Source organism: Kribbella sp. NPDC006257 (assembly GCF_040613535.1).
Classification (GTDB): domain Bacteria; phylum Actinomycetota; class Actinomycetes; order Propionibacteriales; family Kribbellaceae; genus Kribbella.
In genome coordinates this window covers 1-24,042 of sequence record NZ_JBEXSJ010000008.1, presented here as the reverse complement: position 1 = coordinate 24,042, position 24,042 = coordinate 1, and the positions used below count along the sequence as shown (strand labels likewise).

Annotated in this window: 25 protein-coding genes; 19 read left to right on the top strand and 6 right to left on the bottom strand. The window is 67.0% G+C overall.

Features of this window, described 5'->3' with window-relative positions; all coding sequences use genetic code 11:
- Positions 1-4 precede the first annotated feature (4 nt).
- Positions 5-262 carry a hypothetical protein gene (locus ABZ004_RS11900; RefSeq protein ID WP_355679803.1) on the top strand — a complete coding sequence of 86 codons (258 nt, stop codon included), beginning with the start codon at positions 5-7 and terminating at the stop codon, positions 260-262.
- Here ABZ004_RS11900 and ABZ004_RS11895 read toward each other — a convergent pair.
- From ABZ004_RS11895 to ABZ004_RS11885, 3 genes are read right to left on the bottom strand one after another with little or no spacing between them, the layout of a single operon-like run.
- Entirely contained in the window at positions 259-729 is a 471-nt protein-coding gene (locus ABZ004_RS11895) for a hypothetical protein (RefSeq protein ID WP_355679802.1), read from the bottom strand. The two genes, ABZ004_RS11900 and ABZ004_RS11895, sit on opposite strands and share 4 nt — an antisense overlap.
- Before the next feature lie 55 nt (positions 730-784).
- The gene (locus ABZ004_RS11890; RefSeq protein ID WP_355679801.1) at positions 785-1,486 is read right to left on the bottom strand and encodes a phosphatase PAP2 family protein; all 702 of its coding nucleotides are present in this window, start codon (positions 1,484-1,486) and stop codon (positions 785-787) included.
- The gene (locus tag ABZ004_RS11885; RefSeq protein WP_355679800.1) at positions 1,423-2,130 is read right to left on the bottom strand and encodes a phosphatase PAP2 family protein; all 708 of its coding nucleotides are present in this window, start codon (positions 2,128-2,130) and stop codon (positions 1,423-1,425) included. Before ABZ004_RS11885 ends, ABZ004_RS11890 begins: the two co-directional genes overlap by 64 nt.
- 216 nt (positions 2,131-2,346) lie before the next feature.
- Between ABZ004_RS11885 and ABZ004_RS11880 the strand changes: the two genes are divergently transcribed.
- The 14 genes from ABZ004_RS11880 (at position 2,347) to ABZ004_RS11815 (ending at position 16,536) form a co-directional block, all read left to right on the top strand.
- Entirely contained in the window at positions 2,347-2,580 is a 234-nt protein-coding gene (locus tag ABZ004_RS11880; RefSeq protein WP_355679799.1) for a hypothetical protein, read from the top strand.
- Positions 2,581-2,670: 90 nt separating this feature from the next.
- Positions 2,671-4,065, top strand: a complete 1,395-nt coding sequence (locus tag ABZ004_RS11875; RefSeq protein ID WP_355679798.1) for an FGGY family carbohydrate kinase — start codon at positions 2,671-2,673, stop codon at positions 4,063-4,065.
- A complete protein-coding gene (locus ABZ004_RS11870) occupies positions 4,062-4,679 on the top strand; it encodes a histidine phosphatase family protein (protein ID WP_355679797.1) in 618 nt (205 codons plus the stop codon). The genes ABZ004_RS11875 and ABZ004_RS11870 overlap by 4 nt, the downstream gene beginning before the upstream one ends.
- Complete coding sequence (locus ABZ004_RS11865) at positions 4,676-5,476, top strand: DeoR/GlpR family DNA-binding transcription regulator (protein WP_355679796.1); 801 nt, start codon at positions 4,676-4,678, stop codon at positions 5,474-5,476. The genes ABZ004_RS11870 and ABZ004_RS11865 overlap by 4 nt, the downstream gene beginning before the upstream one ends.
- Before the next feature lie 8 nt (positions 5,477-5,484).
- Positions 5,485-6,978 (top strand): FGGY-family carbohydrate kinase, encoded by a 1,494-nt coding sequence (locus ABZ004_RS11860; RefSeq protein ID WP_355679795.1) that lies wholly within the window; start codon positions 5,485-5,487, stop codon positions 6,976-6,978.
- Between the two features lie 34 nt (positions 6,979-7,012).
- Positions 7,013-8,032, top strand: a complete 1,020-nt coding sequence (locus ABZ004_RS11855; protein WP_355679794.1) for a 2-hydroxyacid dehydrogenase — start codon at positions 7,013-7,015, stop codon at positions 8,030-8,032.
- A 27-nt stretch (positions 8,033-8,059) separates the two neighbouring features.
- Positions 8,060-8,755, top strand: a complete 696-nt coding sequence (locus tag ABZ004_RS11850; protein WP_355679793.1) for an MgtC/SapB family protein — start codon at positions 8,060-8,062, stop codon at positions 8,753-8,755.
- 68 nt (positions 8,756-8,823) lie between these two features.
- Positions 8,824-9,609: an inositol monophosphatase family protein gene (locus tag ABZ004_RS11845; RefSeq protein WP_355679792.1), complete on the top strand. Its 786-nt coding sequence runs from the start codon at positions 8,824-8,826 to the stop codon at positions 9,607-9,609.
- Complete coding sequence (locus ABZ004_RS11840) at positions 9,606-10,559, top strand: sugar ABC transporter permease (RefSeq protein WP_355679791.1); 954 nt, start codon at positions 9,606-9,608, stop codon at positions 10,557-10,559. Before ABZ004_RS11845 ends, ABZ004_RS11840 begins: the two co-directional genes overlap by 4 nt.
- Positions 10,556-11,371 (top strand): carbohydrate ABC transporter permease, encoded by an 816-nt coding sequence (locus tag ABZ004_RS11835; protein ID WP_355679790.1) that lies wholly within the window; start codon positions 10,556-10,558, stop codon positions 11,369-11,371. Before ABZ004_RS11840 ends, ABZ004_RS11835 begins: the two co-directional genes overlap by 4 nt.
- On the top strand, positions 11,368-12,684 hold the full coding sequence (locus ABZ004_RS11830) for an ABC transporter substrate-binding protein (RefSeq protein WP_355679789.1): 1,317 nt from the start codon (positions 11,368-11,370) through the stop codon (positions 12,682-12,684). The genes ABZ004_RS11835 and ABZ004_RS11830 overlap by 4 nt, the downstream gene beginning before the upstream one ends.
- Complete coding sequence (locus ABZ004_RS11825) at positions 12,681-13,367, top strand: glycerophosphodiester phosphodiesterase family protein (RefSeq protein ID WP_355679788.1); 687 nt, start codon at positions 12,681-12,683, stop codon at positions 13,365-13,367. Before ABZ004_RS11830 ends, ABZ004_RS11825 begins: the two co-directional genes overlap by 4 nt.
- Before the next feature lie 69 nt (positions 13,368-13,436).
- Complete coding sequence (locus ABZ004_RS11820; RefSeq protein WP_355679787.1) at positions 13,437-14,630, top strand: Gfo/Idh/MocA family oxidoreductase; 1,194 nt, start codon at positions 13,437-13,439, stop codon at positions 14,628-14,630.
- A 157-nt stretch (positions 14,631-14,787) separates the two neighbouring features.
- The gene (locus tag ABZ004_RS11815; RefSeq protein ID WP_355679786.1) at positions 14,788-16,536 is read left to right on the top strand and encodes a phosphodiester glycosidase family protein; all 1,749 of its coding nucleotides are present in this window, start codon (positions 14,788-14,790) and stop codon (positions 16,534-16,536) included.
- A gap of 46 nt (positions 16,537-16,582) precedes the next feature.
- Here the strand turns inward: ABZ004_RS11815 and ABZ004_RS11810 are convergent, their stop codons facing one another.
- Both ABZ004_RS11810 and ABZ004_RS11805 read right to left on the bottom strand, forming a co-directional pair.
- On the bottom strand, positions 16,583-16,939 hold the full coding sequence (locus tag ABZ004_RS11810) for a hypothetical protein (protein WP_355679785.1): 357 nt from the start codon (positions 16,937-16,939) through the stop codon (positions 16,583-16,585).
- A gap of 136 nt (positions 16,940-17,075) precedes the next feature.
- Complete coding sequence (locus ABZ004_RS11805) at positions 17,076-17,543, bottom strand: hypothetical protein (RefSeq protein WP_355679784.1); 468 nt, start codon at positions 17,541-17,543, stop codon at positions 17,076-17,078.
- A 234-nt stretch (positions 17,544-17,777) separates the two neighbouring features.
- On the opposite strand from ABZ004_RS11805, the gene ABZ004_RS11800 reads away from it, so the two are divergent.
- Together ABZ004_RS11800 and ABZ004_RS11795 are read left to right on the top strand one after the other, a co-directional pair.
- The gene (locus ABZ004_RS11800; protein ID WP_355679783.1) at positions 17,778-18,308 is read left to right on the top strand and encodes an AAA family ATPase; all 531 of its coding nucleotides are present in this window, start codon (positions 17,778-17,780) and stop codon (positions 18,306-18,308) included.
- Positions 18,309-18,341: 33 nt separating this feature from the next.
- A complete protein-coding gene (locus tag ABZ004_RS11795; RefSeq protein ID WP_355679782.1) occupies positions 18,342-19,484 on the top strand; it encodes a serine hydrolase domain-containing protein in 1,143 nt (380 codons plus the stop codon).
- Here ABZ004_RS11795 and ABZ004_RS11790 read toward each other — a convergent pair.
- On the bottom strand, positions 19,475-20,155 hold the full coding sequence (locus tag ABZ004_RS11790; protein WP_355679781.1) for a GntR family transcriptional regulator: 681 nt from the start codon (positions 20,153-20,155) through the stop codon (positions 19,475-19,477). The two genes, ABZ004_RS11795 and ABZ004_RS11790, sit on opposite strands and share 10 nt — an antisense overlap.
- Before the next feature lie 75 nt (positions 20,156-20,230).
- Between ABZ004_RS11790 and ABZ004_RS11785 the strand changes: the two genes are divergently transcribed.
- Together ABZ004_RS11785 and ABZ004_RS11780 are read left to right on the top strand one after the other, a co-directional pair.
- A complete protein-coding gene (locus ABZ004_RS11785; RefSeq protein ID WP_355679780.1) occupies positions 20,231-22,993 on the top strand; it encodes a UxaA family hydrolase in 2,763 nt (920 codons plus the stop codon).
- A gap of 50 nt (positions 22,994-23,043) precedes the next feature.
- Positions 23,044-23,940, top strand: coding sequence for a fumarylacetoacetate hydrolase family protein (locus ABZ004_RS11780; protein WP_355679779.1), 897 nt, complete (start codon positions 23,044-23,046; stop codon positions 23,938-23,940).
- The last annotated feature ends 102 nt before the right edge of the window (positions 23,941-24,042 follow it).

Below are 24,042 nucleotides of genomic sequence, written 5' to 3'. Positions count from 1 at the left end.
CGATATGGGGAACGTCGTATGCGGCATGAAGCTCAAGGTTCGCGTGGTGCACTACCACTGCCACGGCGTGGACTGCTGGTACGCCGACATCGACGACGCCGAGGACCGGCAGCCCGACGACCCGTTCTGGTACGTCGACGGCTGCCGTACCCAGGCGGAGGCCCTCACCGCCGCATGCACGCAGCTGGCCGGATTCGACCAGCTGCTGGCCTCCGGCGTCCTCCCGGTCCGGCTGAGCGAGGCAACCGCCCAGGCTGCTTAGCGAAATCTGTTGTTCAGGGCAACCAATGCCTCGGCGAGTGCGGCGATCCGCGGCCGGATCAGGTCGGGATCGAGCAACCGGGTCTGGCCGGACGTCTCGAATTCCCATGAGCTGTCCACCACCAACGCCAGGAGTTCGGTGTTGCTGCGCAAGGTCAAGCGTTGCAAGGCGATCCGGTGTGCCGCGTTCAGTCCGCGCTCACCGGCCCACGCCTCGGCCAGCGGTCGCGATACGCCCTCCAGCCACGGTGTGACGGCTTTGGCGAGGCGTTCGCGATAGTCGGCCAGCCAGGGCGAGCACGGATCACGGCCGGCCTCGACGGTGAAGAGTGCGGCGCTCGTACCGTTCGCCACGATGGCGCGCAGCAGCGTCACATGCGCCCGGACGGTCGCGAACCTGGGCGTTCCGCCGAACAGGTTCAGCACGACGCCGGTCTTCGGCACAACGGTGCCCAGATCAGAATCCATGGTCCCCCCACGATCCGATCGACTGCCTTCAAGGTCCGCCCGTGCCGGGCCGATGTCAAGGGCGGCTGTCCGTCCTCCGGCCGGCGGTACGGATTCGCTGGCGGCGACGGCTGCAGTGCAGGTACCAGCCGTAGGCGAGCAGAGCGCAGATGGCGCCGTTGAGCATCCCCGCGGCGACGTCCGTGACGTGATGCATCCCGCGGTAGAGCCGCGCGAACGCGACCATCAGCGGCATGAGCAGGCAGAGGATCACCGTGGTCCAGCGCAGCCAGGGCCGCTCGATCCGCGACGCGAGCAGGGCGAACGCGAGGTACAGGCCGGTCGACGCGCCTTCGTGTCCGCTCGGGTAGCTCGCCGTCGGTGGTGACTTGTCGAGCTTCGGGACCTGGGGACGATCGCGGTCGACGACCTTGGCCGCGATCAGGAAGATCAGCCCCTGCATCGCGATCGAGATCGGCGCGACGAACGCCAGCCACAGGTCCCGGGTCCGCCACAGCAGCAGCACCGAGACGATGACGCAGACGCCGATCACGCCCGCCGTGTTGCCGATCTGCGACCACACCGCGGTGATGGTGTTCCAGCTGCCGGTCCGATCGGAAGCAAGATCCTTGTTGACCGCCTCCTCCGCGTGCGACAGGCCGTCGAGTGGTCCGTCCAGCGCGAGGCCGAAGCCCACGATGACGCCGCCGAGTGCTATGCCGGGTGCGATGGTCCTGGTGAGGAGGTCGCTGCCGTCTTGCCGATGAAACCGATCCATGAAGCGAACATAATGCCCAGACCGAGTACGTGCCCGGCGAAGATGTCGGACGGGAAGTGCGCACCGATGAACAGCCGGTCCAGACCCACCACGAGCGGCACCACAATCGCGAGCGCGACGGCGATCCGGCGCCGGCCGGCGGACAGCAGTGGCCAGAGCAGGAAGACCACCACACCGGCCGCCAAGGTGATGTTCAAGGCATGGCCGGAGGGGAACGAATAGCCCTGGGCGTGCGGTACCGGATCGTCGACGACCGGCCGGGCGCGTTGGGTGAGGGGCTTGGTGACGCCGCCGATTCCCCAGCCGAACATCATCGTCACGAACGCCCACAAGGCCCGCCCTCTGAGCCGCTTCGCGCGCCAGACCCAGATCACCACCAGGGTCGCCGCGAGGTAGACGAAGATCGGCAGGCTGACCACCTGGATCACCTCCAGCAGCGGCAACAGTCCGTGCCGGACGCTGAACCCGGTCGCCGCCCGGCTGGCCGCCTTGTCGGCTCTGATCAACGGATCGAACTGCTGGCGCACCGCGAACCCGAGCAGTACCACCGGCAGGGCGAACGCCACCATCGCCACGATGCCCCGGAGCAACCGCCCGCTCCGTGCCCGGACAACTGCGGTCGCGCCTGCCCGTCGTATCGCCATGACCGACCTGTACCCATCCGGCCGCCGACCGGACGTGTGGAGTGCCGGATGCCTCTGAGTGACTGGTCGCGCACTACCCGCTGCTCTGGTCAACGCGCCGATCGGCACCATATTCTTTACCGAGATTTAGCCGTGACGTCCGGTCGCAGTGATCGTTGATCTGTCAGACACTTCCGATCATCGGGTCCTCTGGGGGGATCCGGGAGGGCCGCCATCGTGCACAAGTTCAATCCGCCACCGAGCTGGCCCGAGCCGCCGAGCGACAGCTGGCGTCCGCCGCATGGTTGGCAACCCGACCCGGAGTGGCCGGACGCGCCGGCCGGCTGGGGATTCTGGCTCAATCGGCACGGCCGCCGCGCCAGCGGACCGATCGGTGCGTACGGCGCCATCGACGCCGGCCGGCTCGAGCTCGCGACCGCGGATCGCTCACTGCTGTTGATGCACTCCTGATCTTGGTGCACTCCTGACGCTGTTATCGCCGCTTGATGTTATGTTACCAATCGACATAACATTTGCCGGGTGGCGACGGGAGGCGGGAGCGTGCGGAAACCGTCCTGGATCGGCGTCGATCTCGGTACCCAGAGCGTGCGCGCGGTCCGGATCGCAGCGTCCGGGGCCGTGCTCGGCCGGGCCGCCCGCCCACTGACCAGCTCGCGCCCCGACGAGGTGCGGCACGAGCAGGACCCGCTCGACTGGTTCGCCGCCGTCGATGCCGTACTGGCCGCGGTCGCCGACCCGTCCGTCGCCGGCCTCGCGATCTGCTCGACCTCCGGCACCGTCCTCCTCACCGACACCACCGGCCGCCCCCTCACCCAGGCCCTGATGTACGACGACGCCCGCGCCACCCTCGAACTCCCCAAGGTGATCGCCGCAGACCCCGCCCGCTGGTCCACAGCCATGCAACCCACCTGGGCCCTCCCCAAAATCCTCACCCTCACCCCCTCCACCCCGAGCGAGTGGCGCGTTGCGCATAGTGCGGACGCTGTTGCTGCCGACCTTGTCGGGCACCCTGTTGCGACTGACACCAGTCATGCGCTCAAGACCGGCTATGACTTGGTTGCCCGGAGCTGGCCGTTCGACGCTTTCGATCGGCTGGGACTTGGTCGCGAACTCTTTCCCGAGGTCGTCCTGCCCGGCGCCGAGCTCGGCAGGGTCTCGGCAGCGAAAGCCCAGGTCACCGGGGTCCCTGAAGGGACTCCGATCTACGCGGGCATGACCGACGGATGCGCCGCCCAGATCGCCGCCGGTGCCCTCGCGCCAGGCGCCTGGAACTCCGTCCTCGGCACGACCCTCGTCCTCAAAGGCGTCAGCAAGGATCTCCTCGACGACCCGACCGGCGCCGTCTATTCGCATCGCCACCCCGACGGCGGCTGGCTCCCCGGCGGCGCATCGAACACCGGCGCCGGTGCCCTCAGCACCCTGCTACCAGACGCCGACCTCGACGCCTTCGACCGGCGAGCCCGGGTGCTCGGTCCGATCGACGCCGCCGTCTACCCGCTCACCAAGCGTGGCGAACGCTTCCCCTTCGTCGCCCCCGACGCCACCGGCTTCGAACTCGGCGACCTCCCGGACGACCAGCACCGGTACGCCGGAGTGCTGCAGGGCGTCGCCTTCATCGAGCGACTCGCCTTCGAGCACCTGGTGAAGCTTGGCGCCGAGCCAGTCGGATCCGTGGCCCTCACCGGCGGCGCAGTCCGCAGCGGGTACTGGAACCAACTCCGGGCCGACATCCTCGGCGTACCGGTCGAACTGCCCGCCACCCCCGATCCGGCGTACGGGATGGCAATCCTTGCCGCGTCGGGCGCGTCGGTGACCGAGACCGCCGCCCGGATGGTCGAGATCGCCGAGGTGCTGGAGCCACGCCCGAGTGCCCGGCTCGAGCACCTGTACGGCGAGTTCGTCGCCGAGCTGGATCGCCGGGGATATCTGGGATGAAGACCGTCATCGTGCTCGCCCGGCACGGCCGCACCGAGTGGCATCACGGCAACCGGTACACCGGCGCCACGGATCTCCCGATCGACGACGTCGGCCGACAGCAGGCGAACCAGTTGCGGGAATGGGCCGAAGACTTCGCTCCGGATGCGCTCTGGTCATCGCCGATGCTCCGCGCCCGGCAGACCGCGACCCCGACCGCCGAAGCACTCGGTCTCCCACCCGTCGTCGACGCCCGCCTCCGCGAACTGGACTTCGGTACTGCGGAAGGCCGGATGCTCAGCGAACTGCCCGTCGCCGTGGCGAAGGCGTTCGAGCTCGACCCGGTCGGTCACCACTTCCCAGGCGGCGAAGATCCAGCAGCCGCGGCCGAGCGGGTGTATGAGGTCTTTCAGCAGATCGGGAAGGAACATGCCGGCCAGAAGGTGCTCGTGGTCGCGCACAACACGCTGATCCGGCTGCTTACCTGCCGGGTGCTCGGCCTGCCGTTGCGGGACTACCGCAGACTGCTTCCAGCGCTCGGGCCCGCGGCGCTGGTGCGGTTCCGCTGGCAGCCGGACACAGTAGGCCTGGAGGCTTACAACGTCCCGGCGGTACGAATGGAGAAGCTGGCATGACTTCCGACCTCGATGGTGACTCCCCAGAGCTGAGCCGGCCGGCCCGGCGCCAAACCGAGATCGCGGCGTACGTCGTGAAGCACGGCTCCGTCTCGGCGAACGACCTCGTGGAGGCATTCGGGGTCAGCGTGATGACGGTGCACCGGGATCTGGACGAGCTGGAACGCCAGGGCGTGGTCCGCAAGTACCGCGGTGGCGTGACCGCCCAGCCGACCAGCGTGTTCGAGAGCAACGTGGCCTACCGGCTGAACACCGCGCAGGCCGAGAAGGCCGCCCTCGCCCGGCATGCCCGCGCGATGATCGAGCCGGGGATGTCGGTGCTGCTGGACGACTCGACCAGTGCGCTGGCGCTGATCGACCTGTTCGAGGACATCACCCCGCTGACCGTCGCGACCAACTTCCTGCCCGCGATCGGCAAGCTGAGCCAGTTGCGCGACATCACGCTGCTCGCGCTCGGCGGGATCTACTCGCCGTCGCACGACTCGTTCGGCGGGCTGCCGTGCGCGCAGGCGGTCGAGGCGCTGAACCCAGACCTCTTGTTCTGCAGCGTTTCGGCGGTGTCGCCGACGCACGCGTTCCATCAGGAGCAGGAGATCGTCCTGGTCAAGCAGGCGATGTTGCGGGCGGCGCGGACCAAGGTGCTGCTCGTCGATCACGGCAAGCTGCAGCGCACCGCCCTGCACCGGCTTGCTCCGCTGACCGATTTCGACGTCGTGGTGGTCGACGAGAAGACCCCGGCCGATCTGGTCGACGGGCTGCGCGACCACGGCGCTCACGTCGAAGTCGCGCCACTCTAGGAGGCTTCATGGACGTCGGTGTCGATGTCGGGACGACGGTGACCAAGGCCGTTGTCTTCGACGACGAAGGGCAGCAGGTCGCCGAGGCGTCCCGGCCGACCAGGCTGGTCCGGCCGGGACCGGGCCGGTTCGAGCACGACACCGACGAGATCGTTGCCTCAGTCAACGAGGTCCTGAGCGAGCTGGCCGCGACTGTCGGCTTGCGGTCAGGAGCGGAAGCCGCGATCGCCGGCTCGAAGCCGGCAGCGGTACCGCGGCTGGGGGTGTTGGCGATTACGGCGCAGGGGGACGGACTCTGGCTGGTCGACTCCGACGGGCGCCCGGTCCGCCCCGCGATCTCTTGGCTGGATGCGCGGAGCAGTTCGATCCTCGAGCGGTGGACGTCCGACGGCATCGCCGAAAACGTTTTCCGTGTTTCCGGCAACCGGATGTTCCCGGGCGCTTCGGGGCCGCTGCTGGCCGCAGTACTGGCTGAGGAACCTGACGTGCTCGCGCGTGCCCACACAGCGACGTACTGCAAGGACGTGGTGATGCAGCGGCTCACCGGGGTCCGTGCTACTGACGTCTCTGATGCCTCCGCGCCGTTTCTGGATCCGCGGACCGGTTCCTACGACGAGGCTGCCCTGGCTGCTTGTGGTCTGCAGGAGTGGCGGCATCTGCTGGCTCCGGTCGAGCTTGCACCAGTGGGTGAGCTGACCGATGCGAGTGCTGGTTTCGCCTTAGGAACAAGGGTTTCCTCCGGTCCGTACGACCTGCCAGCAGCAGCTGCCGGGGCTGGTGTCACCGAAGTCGGTGACGCGTTGCTGACAGTCGGTACGACGCTCGCGTGTCAGGTGGTCACGCAGGAGCTGCCGGTTGACGGAGAGCCTGCTGGCTTGTTCCTGGGCACCTGGACGCCCGGGACCTGGTTGCGGGCGATGCCGGCCATGGTCGGTACGGCGGCGCTCGATCGCGTACTCGCGCTCGTCGGACTCGGAACCTCGCAGTTGGCCGGTCTGCTGGCGGAAAGCCCGGCCGGCGCCCACGGCGTGACTGTGCTGCCTTACTTCTCGGAGGCCGGCGAACGCGCGCCGTTCGTCGATACCGGAGCGCGGGGAACGTTCGACGGGATCGATCTTTCCACCACCCAGGCGGACCTGGTCCGGGCGACCTGTGAGGGGATCGCGTACGCCGCACGGCATTGCCTCGAGGCGGCGGGCTGGTCGGGTCGCGTCACCGTCTGCGGCGGCGGCGCACGGAGTACCGAATGGACGCAGATCCTTGCCGACGTGCTCAACAGCCCGTTGCACACGACCGAGGCGTCGCAGGTCGCGGCGCGCGGAGCCGTGATCGGCGCCCGGCGCGCTGCCGATCCGGAGAGCACCGGGCCCGAGTGGATCGCGGAGACCCGGCAGATCGATCCGGATCCGGCCCGTGCTGCCTTCTACGACGAGGGTTACGCCCACTACTTGCGGCGCGTCGAGTTGGCCCGCCCGCGGTGGGCCGACCCGGCGCCTCGCTGAGACTTGAAGCTGCACAGATGAGACCAGGAGCCTGATGAGAACCGTCCCCACGCTGCTTGCCGGAGACCACTTCGTCCGCAACGAACTGCTCGCAGCCGAGCTCGGGAAGCTGCCCGAGGTCTCCTTCGATTTCCGCGAGATCACGTTGCCCTGGCCGCTCACGCCGTACGGGCGGGTGGCCGAGGTGGACGAGGCGAGCGACGCCGAGAACCAGCTGATCGAGGCGCTGCCGGGAGTCGAGGTGGCGGTCACCCAGATGGGGCCGTTCACCGAGCGCGTGCTCGACGCGGCGCCGGACCTGCGGTTCCTGGTCTGCTGCCGGGGTGGCCCGGTGAACGTGAATGTGAAGGCGGCCGCCGAACGCGGCATCGTCGTGTCGTCCACGCCCGGCCGCAATGCGGGGGCAGCGGCCGAACACGCGGTCACCTTGATGTTGGGTGCCCTGCGCAACCTTCCCCGGCTGCAGCGCACGCTGGAGGAAGGGGAGTGGCGCAGCGATCTGTACGCGTACGACGAATGTGGCGGCGAGCTGGACGGTGCGACGGTGGGGCTGATCGGCTTCGGTGCGATCGGGAGCCGGGTCGCGCGAGTGATGCTCGCCTTCGGCGCCCGGGTGCTGGTGAACGATCCGTTCATCTCCGCGGCGCCCGACGGCATCGAACTGACCGGCCTCGAGGAGCTGCTGCGACGCTCCGACGTGGTCAGCCTGCACGCCCGGCTGACCGACGAGACCCGGAGCATGATCGGCGCGAAGCAGTTGGCCCTGATGCCTCGCGGCGGCGTACTGGTGAACACGGCCCGTGGTGGCCTGCTGGACTACGACGCGACGGTCGACGCGCTGGAGTCGGGGCAGTTGGCCGCGGCGGCCTTCGACGTGTTCCCGGCCGAGCCGCTGCCGGCCGGCTCACGGTTGCTGACGGCACCTAATGTGGTGATGACGCCGCACCTGGCCGGCGCCACCCGGCAGACCGCGCATCGGGCCGCATCCATCGCCGCCGAAGCAGTCGCCGCCTACCTGGCCGGCCGCGACCCGATCGGCCTGGTCCCGGCCTGAGCGCTCCTGTTCTATCGTGGTGATGCTATGAAACTGGCGACGTCGGATACGTGGGTCGAGCTGCTCCTGCTGCTGATCGCGTTCGTGTTGTCGATGCTGATCGGCGTCGAACGGCAGATCCGGCAGAAGAGCGCGGGTGTCCGGACCCATACGCTCGTCGGTACCGGCGCAGCGGTCTTCACGCTGGTGTCCGGGTTCGGCTTCTCGAACGTGCTCGGCTCCGAGGTGAACCTCGATCCGTCCCGGATCGCGGCCCAGGTCGTCTCCGGTGTCGGCTTCCTCGGCGCCGGGGTGATCTTCATGCGCCGCGACGTGGTCCGCGGGCTGACCACCGCGGCGACGATCTGGATGACGGCCGCGATCGGGATGGCCTGTGGGGCAGGGATGCCGGTGCTCGCGGTGGCGGCGACAGCGCTGCACCTGATCGCGGTCGGCCCGTTCACCCGGCTGACCCGGCATCTGCCGTCGCCGGATCGCCGCAAGATCGTCACCGTCCGGTATCTCGACGGCGCCGGCGTACTGCGGGAGATCCTGCACACGGCGAGCTCGATGGGCTTCGAGTCCTCGGTGCTCGGCACGGAGGTGCATCGCGAAGGTGGCCGGCAGCAGGTCCGGGCCGCGATGCGGTTCACCGGCCGGGCGCCGCTGCAGACCCTGGTGCTGGCGCTGGACGAACTCGAAGGTGTCACCGGCGTGCGGCTCCGCGACGATGATGACGACTGATGTGATTTCGCCGAGAAAATCACATCAATTATCTATACGTAACCACCATCTGGTGATAATTTCACGGGATGTGCAGCGCTGACGTCAAGGAACTTCTTGCTCTGGCCGTCACCCTCGCAACGTCCGCGGGAGCGGAACTGCTCACCAGGCAAGCTGCCTTCAGCATCGACGGGCCGGCTGTCGAGACCAAGAGTTCGGCCAGCGATCCCGTCAGCGCCGCCGATCGTGCGTCCGAGAGGCTGATCACCGACGGTCTGGCCGCCGCCCTGCCCGACGACGGACTGGTCGGTGAGGAAGGCGCCTTGAAACTCTCGCTCTCCGGCGTCACCTGGGTGATCGACCCGCTCGACGGCACGGTCAACTACCTCTACGGCCGTCCGGACTGGGCCGTCAGTATCGCGGCCGAGGACGAAGCAGGTGCGTTGATCGGTGTGGTTCACCAACCGAGGACCGGGATCACCTGGCAGGCCGTGCGCGACGGCGGCGCCACGCGGAACGGCGTACAGCTGGAACTGCGGGAGTCGCGGGATGCTTTGGTGAGCACTGGGTTCTCGTATCTGGCGGAACGGCGGGCCGAGCAGGCGGAGTACCTGCGGCACGTGCTGCCCGCCGTACGGGATGTCCGTCGGGGTGGGTCTGCAGCGCTGGATCTGTGCTCGGTCGCCGACGGCACATCCGATGCGTACTACGAACATGTGATCCAGCGATGGGATGTCGCGGCCGGCGGGCTGATCGCCCGGGAAGCCGGTGCGCGGACCATCGGCGGTCCGGGCACGCCGCTGGCGGACGGCGTACTGGCGGCCGCACCGGACCTTGCCGATGCGCTACTCGACCTATTGGGGAGGGTCTCGTGACTGCTCTCGATCTTCCGGTCCGGACGCATCCGGACGAACGGCGACAAGTTGCTGCAGGCAACCAGGAGCAGCGGCGCCGGCGGCGGCGCGAGTACCGGCTGTTCGCCTTGCTGGTGGCGCCGAACCTGCTGGTGATCGCCGTGTTCGCCTACTGGCCGATCATCTACAACGCCTATCTCAGCCTGACCGACTGGAACATGATCGCGGCCCGGCCGAAGTTCGTCGGACTGACGAACTACGTGAACACGCTGAACGATCCCGCCTTCCACAAGACGTTGTGGATCACGCTCGCCTTCACCGGCCTGATCGTGGTCGGCAGTCTGGTGATCGGGCTGGCGCTCGCCGTCCTCTTCGATCAGCCGCTGAAGGGCCGGGGCGTCGTCCGGACGCTGTCGTTCGCGCCGCACATCCTCTCCGGTGCCGCGGTCGCGACGATCTGGTTGTTCATCTTCGATCCCGGGTACGGCCTGCTACGCGCGCTGATCGAGCCGTTCGGTGCCGAACCGCCGGACTGGATGAACAACTCCGGCTGGGCCCTGCCCGGGCTGGTGATCGTCTACCTGTGGAAGAGCGTCGGCTTCACCGCGCTGATCTACCTCGCCGGCCTGCAGGGGTTGCCGAAGGAGCTCGACGAGGGTGCGGCGATCGACGGCGCGGGGACCTGGACCAGGTTCCGGCGGATCAAGTTGCCGTTGCTCGCGCCGGTGACGTTCTTCCTGCTGATCACGACGGTGATCGGCACGTTCCAGGCCTTCGACGTGATCGCCGTGATGACCGGCGGCGGCCCTGGTGATGCCACCACCACGCTGAGCTGGTCGATCTACAACGAAGGCTTCCAGGCGTTCAACGCCGGTCGCGCGGCGACGCTGTCGATCATCATGTTCGTGATCCTGTTGATCGTCACCGCCGTCCAGGCTCGCGTGATGGAGAGGCGGGTGCACTACAAATGAGAGCCAGACCGCTGCAGTACGTCGTACTGGCTGGTGTCGCCGCGATCTTCCTGGCGCCGTTGTACTGGTTGATCAGTACTGCGCTGAAGCAGTCCGCCGATATCTACCAATGGCCACCGGTGTGGTGGCCGCATGACCTGACCTGGGAGAACTTCTCGCTGGCCTGGAAGGCGGCGCCGTTCGACCGGTTCTTCCTCAACTCGACGATCATCACCGTGATCGGAACGCTGGCGAAGGTGGGTAACGCAATACTGACCGCGTATGCCTTTGCCTACTTGAGGTTTCCGTTCAAGAAGGTGCTGTTCACTTTGGTGCTCGGGGCAATGATGGTGCCCGGACACGTGACGTTGCTGCCGAACTATCTGACGATCGCGTCACTCGGCTGGATCAACACGTACGCCGGGTTGATCGTGCCGGGGATCGGGTCCGCCTTCGCGACCTTCTTGATGCGCCAGCACTTTCTGACCTTGCCGACCGAGGTGACGGATGCGGCCGCTGTTGATGGAGCCGGGCATCTGCGGACCTTGTGGCGGGTGGTGTTGCCGATGTCGCAGCCGATGCTGGTCACGGTCGTGGTGATCACCGCGGTGGAGGAGTGGAACAACTTCGTCTGGCCGTTGATCGTGACGAACACCGCGAACATGCGGACCTTGCCGGTCGGGCTGCTAATCCTGAAGGACGAGGAGGGGCTGGCGAACTGGGGGACGATCATGGCCGGCACCTTGCTGGTGCTCGCGCCGATGCTGCTGATCTTCCTGGTGGCGCAGCGCCACATCGTCGGGGGCATCACCCAAGGAGCGTTGAAAGGATGAGGCGTCGTGCGTTCCTGGGGCTGGCCGCGGCTGGCTCCCTGGCCGGCTGTGGCTACCGGTCGATCGATGCGGAGTACGAGCAGCCGGCGGGCGCAGTACCGAAGCAGTACGCGCACCGCACCCGGGTCGTCTTCTGGTCGTCGTACGGCGGTGCGAACGGCAAGGCGGTCGAGAAGCTCGTTGCCAAGTTCAACGAGTCGCAGCAGGACGTGTATGTGGAGGCGCAGTTCCAGGGCTCGTACGACGATGTGGCGCAGAAGGTCGCCGCTTCGCTGATCGCCAGGCAGGCGCCGGACATCGCCGTACTGTCCGATGTGACGTGGGAGCGGTTCTATCTCAACGATGCGTTGGAGCCGCTGAACGGGTATTTCACGGATGGCTTCGGGCCCGCGGTCTATCACCAGAAGCTGTTCGGGGAGTACGTGGTGAAGGGACAGAGCTGGTGTGTGCCGTTCGCCCGGAGTACGCCGATCCTGTACTTCAACCGGGATGCTTTTGCGAAGGCGGGGTTGCCGGATCGGGCGCCGCGGACCTGGAGTGAGTTGCGGTCGTGGGGGCCGTCGTTGGCTCGGGTTCAGGCTGGTGGACGGCCGTTGCGGAGTCTTGCGTTGGCGAAGGTCGATGGGGACTGGCAGTTCCAGGGCAATGTCTGGCAGTTCGGCGGGGCCTATTCGAACGGGCTCGACGTAACGATCGACCAGGACGGTGCGGTCGCGGCCGGTGAGTGGCAGCGGCGGATGGTGCACGACGACGGCTTTGCCTATATGGCGAACAGCGCGATGACGGACTTCGCGAACGGGCTGGTCGCGATGGTCCAGGATTCGACCGGTGGGTTGAAGAGTGCGATGAGCAAGGCGAAGTTCAAGGTTGGTGCGGGGTTCGTGCCTTCGGAGGTGGCCGCCGGCATCGCGACTGGTGGTGGCGGGATCGGTATGTTGCGGAATGCCTCCGCCGAACGCAAGCAGGCGGCGGCAGTGTTTCTCGCCTTTCTTGCGCGGCCGGAGAACTCGGCCTGGTGGACGACCCAGACCGGGTATCTGCCGGTGGTCGACAAGGCGCGGGAGGATCCGGCGCTGAAGAAGCTGATCGCGGACGAGCCGAACTACGGGGTCGCTATCGCGCAGTTGACCAACGCCCGGAAGCAGGATGCGATCCGGCTCTACGGACGGAATTCGAACGTGGCCATCTACACCGGGTTGCAGCAGATCTATGCCGACAATGCGTCGCCTCGCAAGGTCTTCGGGGCGGTCGCGCGTCGGCTCGAGGCGATCGCCGACGAGGTGCGGCGCCAGTACGAGGAGAAGGTGCTGTGATCATCACCGGCCATCGTGGCGCGCTCGGATCGGAACCGGAGAACACGCTGCGATCCTTCCGTCGCGCGGTCGCCGACGGCTGTGACGAGATCGAACTCGACCTCCGGGTGAGCGCGGACGGCGAGCTGGTCGTCATCCACGACGCCACCGTCGACCGCACCACCAACGGCACCGGCGCCGTCACGGACCTGACCTTCGCGCAGCTCCGTTTGCTGGACGCCGGGCTCGGCGAGGTCATCCTCACCTGGGCCGAAACGGTCGCCGCCATCTCCGTCCGCATCCAAGCCGAAGTCAAGGCCCACGAAGCGGTCCCTCTCCTGGCCGCCTCCCTCCAGGCTGATCCCTCGCTGGCGGCCCGCACCCTGATCACCTCATCCCAATCGGAGATCCTGCTGTCCGTACGCCGTGCTCTCCCGTCCGCCGACACCGGCCTCATCCTCGGCCGCACCCCACCCATCGACGACGTCATCACCCTCACCAAGTCCGCCCAAGCCACCTGGGCCCTCTGCGGCATCAAGGGCCTGACCCCCGAAGGCGTCGCCACCCTCCACGCCCACGGCCTCTCGGTTACCGCGTGGCCCGTCCCCGACCCCGAAACCCTCGCCCAAGCCATTGCCCTGGGCGTAGAAGGCATCACCACCGACCACCCCGATCGCCTCCTCGCACCCGCTCCGCGAGCGTAGTACGAGGGGTTTGTCTTGATGTGCGGAATTGTTCTACCGGGGCAGATAAATGTGTGATTGCCTTGGTTTATGAGTATCAGCATCGGTGTGGTCGGCGCAGGTCAATTCGCTCCTTCGTTCCTGCGGCTGTGGTCCGCGCACCCTGACGTCCGCGAAGTGAGCCTGACCGACGTCCTGCCGGATCGCCTCGCCGCGATGGCCGAACAGCAAGGCGTCGCGATCACCTACCAGTCGTTCGAGGAGATGCTCGACTCCGACGTCGACGCGATCGCGATCTTCACCCAGCGCTGGCTGCACGGCGAGATGGCGATCCGTGCGCTGGAAGCCGGCAAGCACGTCTACTCGACCGTCCCGATGGCGATCGAGGCCGACCAGATCGCGCGGATCATCGAGTTGGTCAAGCAGACCGGCCTGACCTACATGATGGGCGAGACGAGCTTCTACTACCCCTCGTCGGTCTACTGCCGCGACAAGCTCGCCAAGGGTGAGTTCGGCCGGGTCTTCTACTGCGAGGGCGACTACGTCCACGACATGGATCTCGGCTTCTACGCCGCCTACCAGTACTCCGGCGGCGAGGACTGGAAGAAGACCGCGTCCTTCCCACCCATGCTGTACCCGACGCATGCCGTAGGCAACGTTCTCTCGGTGACCGGGCAGCACGCCACCCACGTCTCCTGCATCGGTGTCCAGGACGATCGCGGCGATGGGGTGTTCGACAAGGAGATCAGCCAGTTCGACAACGACTTCAGCAACGCGACTGCGTTGTTCAAGCTTGCCGATGGTGGTGTGATGCGGACGAACGAGATGCGCCGCGTCGGGTACCCGTCGCACCTCCGCGAGTCGCGCCTGCGCGTTTTCGGTACCGAAGGCAGCTTCGAGCAGCTCGCCACCACCACCGTGTGGCAGACCAAGGAAGGCGCCGAGGACATCAGCCACCTGATGGAGACCTCGGCCGGCTCACTCGACGACGCCGACCTCGCGAACGTGGACCCTGCGCTCCGGGACGCCTTCCGCAGCGGCTTGTCGCCGGTCCACGACCGCAGCCGCCTGCCTGCTGAGTTCGACGGCCTGCACAACGGGCACGAGGGTTCCCACCACTTCCTCGCCGACGACTTCGTCCGCGCCGTCGCCGACAAGACCCTCCCCCCGGTCAACGCCTGGGTCGCCGCCCGCTACACCCTCCCCGGCATCTACGCCCACCAATCCGCCCTCCAAGGCGGCGTCCAACTGGAAATCCCGGACCACGGAGACGCTCCCGCCTGAACGTCGGCGTCGAGGTGGCCGAGTTCGAAGGTGAAGGTCGCGCGACCGCCGACGAGTTGGTCGACGCGCTGGCCGCGCTGTTCAGTTCCTGCTCAGGTCGTTGCTAGTTCACTGTGAGGGTCTTGCGGGTGGTTGGCGGGTGACATAGGAAGTAGGTATGACCTTCCGCCGCCCGCAAGACCCCACCCGCCCAGGCGAACGCCGCGAGCCCCCGCGCCTTTCCACCACCGACTCCACGGCGGACCATGGTGCCCAGCCGTCGATTCACCGGCCTCGCCGTGCTTTGGCAGGTGCGGTCGCCGCGGCGCTGGTGGCTGGTTCGGCGTTGGCCGGTACGGCGTCCGCGCAGGCCGGTCACCCGTCGGGCAGCCCCGCTCCGGCGAGCGCCGCGCTGCCGTTAGGTCCAGCGGGTTTGCCGGAGGCTCGGGATGTTCGGGTGCTGCAGCCTGGCGTCACGTTGACGACGATCGTGCGCGGTGTGGCCGATCCGAAGTCCGTGTGGACCGTCGAGGTGGCGATCCCGTCGTCGTCGCCTGATCCGGATGCGCCGGCGACCGCACTGTCCGACCAGCCAACTGCTGATGCTGTCGCCGCGCGGTTGCGAGCCGCCGGTCTGGATCCACGGGTGGAAGACGTACCGACACCTCAGCTCGCCGACGCAGGTGGCAACAACCTGGGCTACCGGGTTCGGCTTGGGTCGTTTGCAGCGAAGGCCGACGCGGATGCTTTGCGGGCGAAGGTCATCGCGGCCGGGGTGGGCGCCTCCAGTGTGTTCACCGGGTGGGACGGCGAGCCGGACGACGTGAGTGGATCGACCGGTCCTTGGCATGTCCAGGTGCTGACGATCGATCCGAGGAAGTTCCGCGGTGGCCTCGACGCGTCGTACGGGCTCGACCTCGAGGCGCGCGAGACCACCAGCACGCTGGCGACGCTGACCGGCGCGACGGCAGCGGCCAATGCCGGCTTCTTCGTCCTCGACCCGAAGTCAGGTGCTCCTGGCGATCCCGCCGGCGTCGCCGTGTACGACGGGCGCCTGGTCAGCGAGCCGACCGCCGGCCGTCCGGCACTGGTGATCAACGACGGCGCCCGCAATACGGCGGTCGAGCGCTTCCGCTGGCGCGGCGAGATCCGCGGCCTCGGCGCACCGCTTCCGCTCGACGGTCTCGACCGGGTCCCCGGTTTGATCCGCAACTGCGGCGGTACGGCGGACGACCTGCCGACCTCGAAGCCCTTGCACGACGTGACCTGCAAGGATCCCGACGAGCTGATCGCCTTCGATTCGGCGTACGCGGCCTCGACGCCGAGCGGTCCGGGTGCGGAGGTCGTCATCGATCGCCACGGTGTGGTCACTGCGATCCGTACGACGACGCGCGGCGGCGCGATCCCCGAAGGCGGCCGCACGGTCCAGGCCATCGGCAACCAGGTCCCGCTGCTCCTGGCCGCCGCGAAGATCGGCAACCGCCTGGAGATCCGCGCCTCGCTGACTGACCTTGGCGGGCACGACGTACGCCTCTCGCCTCGCACGACGATCGTCAACGGTGGGCCCGAACTGATTCGCGACGGCCAACTGCACGCCACCCCACTCGCCGACGGGATGGCTCCGCCGGACAACCCGAGCCAGTACTACGGCTGGGTGCACAAGCGAAACCCCCGCACCATCGCCGGCGTCGACGCCCTCGGCCGCACCGTCATCATCACCGCGGACGGCCGCTCGGAAGCCAGCCTCGGCCTGGGCATCGCCGAGGCGGCCGCCGTCGCCAAGTCCTTCGGCCTCCGAAGCGCCATCAACCTCGACGGCGGTGGCTCCACCACCATGGTCGCCAACAACAAGCTCGTGAACTCTCCGTCGGACGCCACCGGCGAACGCCCAGTAGGAGACGCCCTAGTCATCACCCCAACCCGCTGACCCACCGCCGGTCCCGGATGTTGCCCGGGGCCGGCGACGTGGGGTGTCAGGTGGTGTGCAGGACTCGGCCGGTGTAGGTGATGCAGCCGTAGGCGGCGAACCCGTGTTTGGCGGGGGCGTTGGCAACGCTGTCGATGTCGACCCACCGGTTGTCGCCGCCACAGTCGGTGTACGACCGGCCGACGCGCTGCCCATTGCAGCCGAAGTCGATCATCTTGACGCCCGCACCGACGAAGTAGTCGCCCGTGGTCGAGGTTGCCGACCGGAACAACGTGATCCCGGTGTCGGTCTTCCAGAAGCAGTCATAGATGGGAGCAGCTTGGGCCTCGCTGACGGTCAGCAGGGAACCGCCACCAACGGCGAGCACTGCGCCCAGCGTGCTGAGCAGACGTTTGGGGAGCATCTCATCCTCCGATTGTCCCGGGACGACCTCACGCCGTCCGCCCGGTCAGCATCGCCGCCACACCCGCCACCCACCCGGTTCTCGACCAAACCCGACCACTCCACCACCGGATCGACCACCTCAAACCCGCAGACGGTCAGCTGTCCTCAGCGCTCGGCATCGTGCGCCGGGCCGTGCGGTCGAAGAAGGTGGCGACCGCCACCGCGACGGCTGTCACCGGCAACATGATCGCCACGGCAGGCCCCCAGTCAAAGATTTCCGCGAGGCCGGACAGGCACATAGTGCCGAGGAACACGAACATGACCCCGCCGAAGAGGATCGGATGCCGTGCTATCCACGCGGCGCTGCGTCCGTCGAACAGTCCCTGTGGCGAGATCGCGAACAAGAGGAAGAAGGGGGCGAGGACCGCAGTCTCGAGCACGTCCTGCAGTTCGTGATCCGGGATCAGCAAAGCGCAGTACACGACCGCCACCACCGCCGCGACGATCCGCAACCACCGCGGCGGTCGCCTGACGGGCTTTGGCAGCGGGTTCCCACCGTACTGCGTGAGTCGGCTGCGCCCTGCGTCCAGGGACTCCTCGTCCTTGCCCGGCTGTGCCGTCATCTCATGTCCCCACTCGCGATTCGCCCCGACCAGGATCATCGCACGATGCAGAGGCCCTCGCGTTGGCGAGAGAGGCCGATGATGCGGGGGTGTGCGGGTGCGGGTGCGGGTGAGGGTGGGTGGGTGAGGAGTGAGGGAGTGAGCTGGTGAGGGAGTGAGGGAGTGAGGGAGTGAGGGTGCGCGGCGGGCGGTTGGTGGTCGGGATCGGTGGTGGGGGAGAGCTACTGTCTTCGGGTGAGTGTGGCTCAGGTGGTGGTGTTTACCGGGCTTCCGGGAACGGGGAAGTCGACGGTGGCGGAGTTGGTGGCACGGGAACTCGGCGCGCCGGCGTTTGCCGGTGATTGGTTGCTGGGGGCACTCAAACCGCACGGGCTGCTGACGGGCCTGGATCGCCCGGCCTTTCTCGCCATGTACTACGACTTGCTGACCACGTTGATGAATCGGCAGTTGATGCTCGGTCAGTCTGCGGTGATGGATTGCCTGATCAACGACGAACTTGTAGATCGATGGAGCAAGAGCGCTCGCCAGTACGACGCTCAGTTCCACGTCATCGAATGCGTCTGCAGCGACGAAGCCGAACACCGTCGCCGCGTCGAGACCCGCACCCGCAACATCCCCGGTTGGCGCGAGGTCGATTGGGCCCACGTGGAGCGGATGCGTACGGAGTACCCACCTCTGACCTTCGAGCATCTGACCCTCGACGCCGTCCGCCCGCTCACCGAGAACCGGGAGACCGTCCTTCGGTACCTGGGTCGCAAGGATTGACTCAATTATCTAGTGTACTAGTACTATAGTTCAATGCTCAGCCGTCGAACGATGCTCAAGGTTGGTGTTGCCACTGCGGCCGCGGGAGGGAGCGGTCTGCTTCGCCCGACCGCTCGTACTGCCAATGCCGACCAGATGACTCCAGGAGTTGAACTGCAGGAGATCATCGACGAGCTTGCTGGCTCGGCTGCATCGGCAGTGGTGGTTGAGGTTCGTGATTTTGGCAAGGTTTGGCGGGGGAGTAGCGGGGTTGCCGAGCTTGGGTCGGCGAAGCCGGTTGCGGTCACTGGACGGTTTCGGGCGGGGAGCATCACCAAGTCCTTCGTAGCGACCGTCGTGCTGCAGCTGGCCGGCGAGCGTCGGCTTCGGCTCGACGACACCGTTGAGCGCTGGCTGCCGGGCGTCGTCGCAGACGGCGACCGAATCACTGTGCACCACCTGCTTCAACACACCAGTGGCATCGTGAACTACACGAACACCCGTGAGTTCCGCACTCTCTACGGCACGGCCGACCAAGTTCTCGCCATACGCGACCGCACCTGGACTCCCCAGGAACTACTGAATTTCACCGCCGGTCAGCCGCTGCTCTTCGAGCCCGGCACCACGTGGATGTACTCGAACACCAACTACATCCTGCTCGCCCTGGTGATTCAGCGGGTGACCGGTAACCACTACGCGAAGGAGGCCGAGCGCCGGCTGCTGCATCGACTAGGGCTGCACGGAACGGAATTCCCCGGCCGTCGCTCAGTCATCGCGGGACCTCATGCCCACGGCTATCTACCGCGAAAAGTAGACGATCACGTCGAGCCGGTGGATATCACCAGGTTCAACCCGACGGTCACCGGTGCTTCGGGCGAACTCGTCTCCACCACAGCCGATCTCAACGAGTTCTACCGGTCTCTGCTCACCGGCTGGCTGCTACGCCCGGAGCAGCAGAGTGAGCTACTGCAAATCCGCAGTACGGGCCGTGACTATGACTACGGTCTTGGGCTGGAGACCAAGCTGGTCAACGGCATCCGGGTGTGGGGCCACGACGGCGACATCTTCGGCTGTCAGGCTGCCTCGTGGATCACTGAAGACGGTCGTCGCCAACTGACTATCGCCTTCAATCCGTGGGGTAACGGCGACCCGAAGCCTTCGATCGAGAAGTTGCTCGCCGTCGTCTTCTATTCGTAGATCTTTCGGAGGCGGTGGGTCATGGAGTTTTCCAGGTGCTGGTTCATGGCGGCCTCGGCGGCGGCGGGGACGCCGCTGGTGATCGCCTCGACGATCTGGCGGTGTTCGACGAGGACCTCCGGGCCGGTGTCGCGGTCGTAGTGCAGCCGGAAGATGTGCAGGTGGCAGTGGGTGCGCTCGAAGGCGAGACGGACCTGCTCGCTGCCGGACAGCCTGGCGATCAAGGTGTGGAAGCGGTTGTCGTGCGCGGTGAGTGACTTGTACCCCGCGTAGTCCACCGACGTCGGTTCGACTGCGGTCGCGAGTTCCGCATGGAGACATTCGCGGCCGGCGTCGTCGAGTCGTTCCGCCGCCCGCCCTGCCGCCCACGGTTCGAGCAACCGGCGGAACCGGTACAAGTCGTCGAACTCCGCCAGCGTCAGCAGCGGCGTCGCCCGATACCCCTTCAGAGGCTCCTTGTCGGCCAGCCCTTCGGACTCCAGTCGCGCCAGTGCCTCGCGCACCGGAGTCGACGACACCTGGAAATCGCGGGCGAGGCCGTCGATGGAGATCCGCGCGCCGGGACGGATGGCGTGGTCCATCAGCATCGTCTTGATCGCCTCGTACACGTCGTCGGCGAGCATCTGCCGCCGCAGCAGCCGGCGATCCGGCGGCTCCACGGTCTCGGTCATCGCAATCTCCAGGGACTGGTCGCGCCCTTGACCCGGCCCGCTTCGTTCGGCAGGGTGGCACTGTAATCATGCATCATGCACGATTCGGCACCGGACAGCTACCGGGAGGCGCCCGCGATGGTCAGTTTCGACGAGATCGGCGTGTTGCCCGAACCGGGCGACAACGTCGCGATCTGTTCTCGCCGGCTTGAACAGGGCACCGTGGTCGACTTCGCCGGTACGGCGGTGACGCTGCCGCACACGGTCCTCGAAGGTCACCGGATCGTCGCCCGCCCGATCGCTGCCGGCGAGGCGCTGTTGTCCTGGCACACCCCGTTCGCCCGGGCGCGCCGCGATCTCGCGATCGGTGACTACGTCTGTACGCCGACCAGCCTGGCCGCCGTCGCGAGTCGAGGGGTCGAAGGTCTCCCGGCTGAGCCGTCGGCCGACAACGAGCCGCTTGATCCGTACGAACTCGACGAGAACGCCCTCAACTTCGGCCAGCAGGTCACCTCGGTCGAACAACCCGGAACCTTCCTCGGCTATCCCCGCGAACAAGGCCCCGCGGGCACCCGCAACCACCTAGTACTCCTAGCCACCAGCTCCCGCAACAGCGCCTTCGTCACCGAACTAGCCAAACGATTCGCAGATGCGGACGGGTTTGATGGGGTCGTGCCGGTGGCGCATACGGAGGGTGGGGAGGAGGGGGCGCCTAACAATCTGCGGATTCTGTTGGCGACGCTGGCTGGGTTTGCCTTGAATCCGAATGTCGGGGCGGTGCTGATCGTCGACAGCGAGGGTGAGCTCGTGTCCGGGCAGGCGATCCGGGACTTCATGGTCGAGGAGGGGTATCCGCCGATCCGCGTGCCGCATGCGTACTTCACTCGCCGGAGTGGCTTCGAGAAAGACCTCGCCGAGGCGGCGAAGCTCGTTGAACCGTGGGTGCCGATCGTTGCGGCGCAGGAGCGGCAAGAGGTTCCGCTGGCTGATCTCTGGATCGGCCTGCAGTGCGGCGGATCGGACGCGTTCTCGGGTGTGAGTGCCAACCCGCTGTCCGGGGCTGTCGCGCGTGAGGTGATCCGGCACGGCGGCATCGCAGTACTGGCTGAGACCGATGAACTGATCGGTGCGGAACCGTACGTGCTCAAGAACGTCCGCGATCTTTCGACTGCCAAGCGGTTCCTCAGGACCGTGCAATCGTTCAAGGAACGAGTTGGATGGCATGGTCATACGGCTGAGGGAAACCCGTCCGGCGGCAACGTCTATCGCGGGCTCTACAACATCGTCCTCAAGTCCGTCGGCGCCGCCCGCAAGCTCGATCGCGACGTCCGGCTCGACCACGTCATCGACTATGCCGAACGCATGCCCGGCCACGGCTTCGTCTTCATGGACAGTCCCGGCAACGACCTGGAATCTGTTGCAGGGCAGGTCGCGAGTGGCTGCAACCTGATCTTCTTCACCACCGGAAACGGCTCGATCACCAATTTTCCGTTCGTTCCGACGATCAAGTTCGTCACCACGTCTACCCGCTACGAGTTGCTGCACGCGGAGATGGATGTCGACGCCGGGCGCTACCTGACCGGTACGCCGATGGCGAAGCTCACCGATGAGACGTTCGATCTCACCGTCCGGGTGGCGTCGGGCGAGCCGAGCGCAGGTGAACGCGCCGGGCACAGCCAGGTGTCGATCTGGCGCAACTGGCGCCAGAGCGGTCCACGTGAAGGCATCTCCATCACCACCGACGGCCGCACCTCCCGCAGCCTCGCCGATCTCCCGGCCGAAGACCGCGACGCCCCACTCCCGGCAACACCGCTAACGTTTTCCGCCGAGAAGACAAGTACTGCTACTGGTGTTGTGTTGCTGGAGGCGGACGGAAAACGTGTGCCTGAGCAGGTGGGGTTGATTCTGCCGACCAGTCTGTGTTCGGGGATGATCGCGCTCCGGCTGGCGGAAAAGGCGGAAACGGAAAACTGGGCGGGAGTTTCCGTCAGCAGGATGGTCGCGTTGCCGCATACCGAAGGATGTGGGTCGAGCGGCGGTGCGTCCGAGGAGACATTCGCGCGGACGATGGTCGGCTATCTGCTGCATCCGAACGTCCGGATGGCGCTGCTCCTCGAGCACGGCTGCGAGAAGACCCACAATGACTACTTCCGGTCGCGGCTCGTCGAGGCCGGCGCGGATCCGTCCCGGTTCGGCTGGGCGAGTATCCAGGCCGACGGCGGGCTGGACGCGGTCACCACGCGGGTCAAGGACTGGTTCGGCAGCTTCGCCCTCCCTGCGCCGGAGCAGGTCGAGGGGACGGTCGGCGAACTCACGGTCGCCCTCGAAGCGCGCGGCGATCTCACCCCGGAAACAGCCGAGGCGATGGCGTTGATCGGCCGGGAGATCGTCGGTGCGGGTGGGTCGGTCGTGCTCTCATCGCGAGGTGCGCTGGTCGCCGATCAGAACTTCCGGTCCGCCGCTTTCGGTTCGACCGCGGAGGTAGGTCCGACAATCGCGCACGGACAGCGGTTCACTCTTCCGGGCTGGCACGTGATGCGGATGCCGGGCAAGGACTGGATGGAGACGGCCACCGGGTTCGGGGCGGGCGGCGTACAGCAGATCCTTGCGCATGTCGCTGGCGGCACCTTGTCGGCTCAGCGCTTCGTCCCGGTCGTCCAATTCAGCAGTCATCCGCCGACGGTCGCGACGTACGGGGACGATCTCGATGCCGTCGCCCTCGGTGACGCGGGCGAGCAGGCGCAGGCCGGCCTGGAGATCATCGCTGCTGTCGCGAGTCGGCGGCAGACCCCGAAAGCAGTTGCCTCCGGCAACGTCGGCTTCCAGATCACCCGCGGCCTCCTCGGCACCTCGATGTAACCCGACTACCCGATGCAGCGCCGGCATTTCGATGTGAAAGGTAGAACCTGATGCACCTGGTCCGTTTCCAGCTCCCAGGCCAACCGCCCCAGGCCGGGGTCCGAACCGGTGACACGGTGGCACCGGTTCGCGGCATCACACGGATCGCGGAGCTCCTCCACCTGACAGCCGAGGAGCTCCGCACCGCCACCGCCCCGGACCAACTCGGCGACCCGATCCCCCTGTCCGGCGTGCGGCTGCTTGCGCCGCTTGATGGGTATGGGGAGGTGTGGTGTGCGGGGGTGACTTATGAGCGGTCGCGGGGGGCTCGGATGGAGGAGAGTACTGAGCAGTCTGTGTATGACCGGGTGTACTCGGCGAAGAGGCCTGAGCTGTTTCCGAAGGCGGCGGCTTGGCGGGTGGTGACGGAAGGGGAGCCGATCGGGATTCGGGGAGATTCCGGGCACGACGTACCGGAGCCCGAGTTGGCGGTCGTCGCCAATCGGTACGGCGAGATCGTCGGGTTCACCATCTGCAACGACGTCAGCTCGCGGTCGATCGAGGGCGAGAACCCGCTCTACATCCCGCAGGCGAAGGTGTTCGCCGGCGGATGCGCGCTGGCGAACGGGATCCGGCCGGTCTGGGAGGTCGCCGACCCGAAGGACCTCACCATCGACCTCGCGATCCGCCGCGGCGACGAAGAGGTCTTCACCGGTACGACGTCCACCAAGAACCTGGTCCGCGAACTGCAGGACCTGATCGACGTGCTCTTCTTCCCCAACGACTTCCCCGACGGTGTGATCCTCGCGACCGGCACCGGGATCGTCCCCGAACTCGACTTCGCGCTCCAGGCGGACGACGTGGTGGCGATCGCGATCAGCGAGATCGGCACGCTGACGAATACGGTGGCAGTCGGCCGGGAACCTTTCGCCTTCCTGGCAGCCCAGACCCTGGAGGAGAACCGATGACCCCGGACACCACCCCTGCCGAGCTCGAGCAGGCGCTGACCGACGCCGCCGAGGCCGCGCGGCCGTTGGCCGCCTCGGAACCGGCCCTCCGGGCCGGGTGGA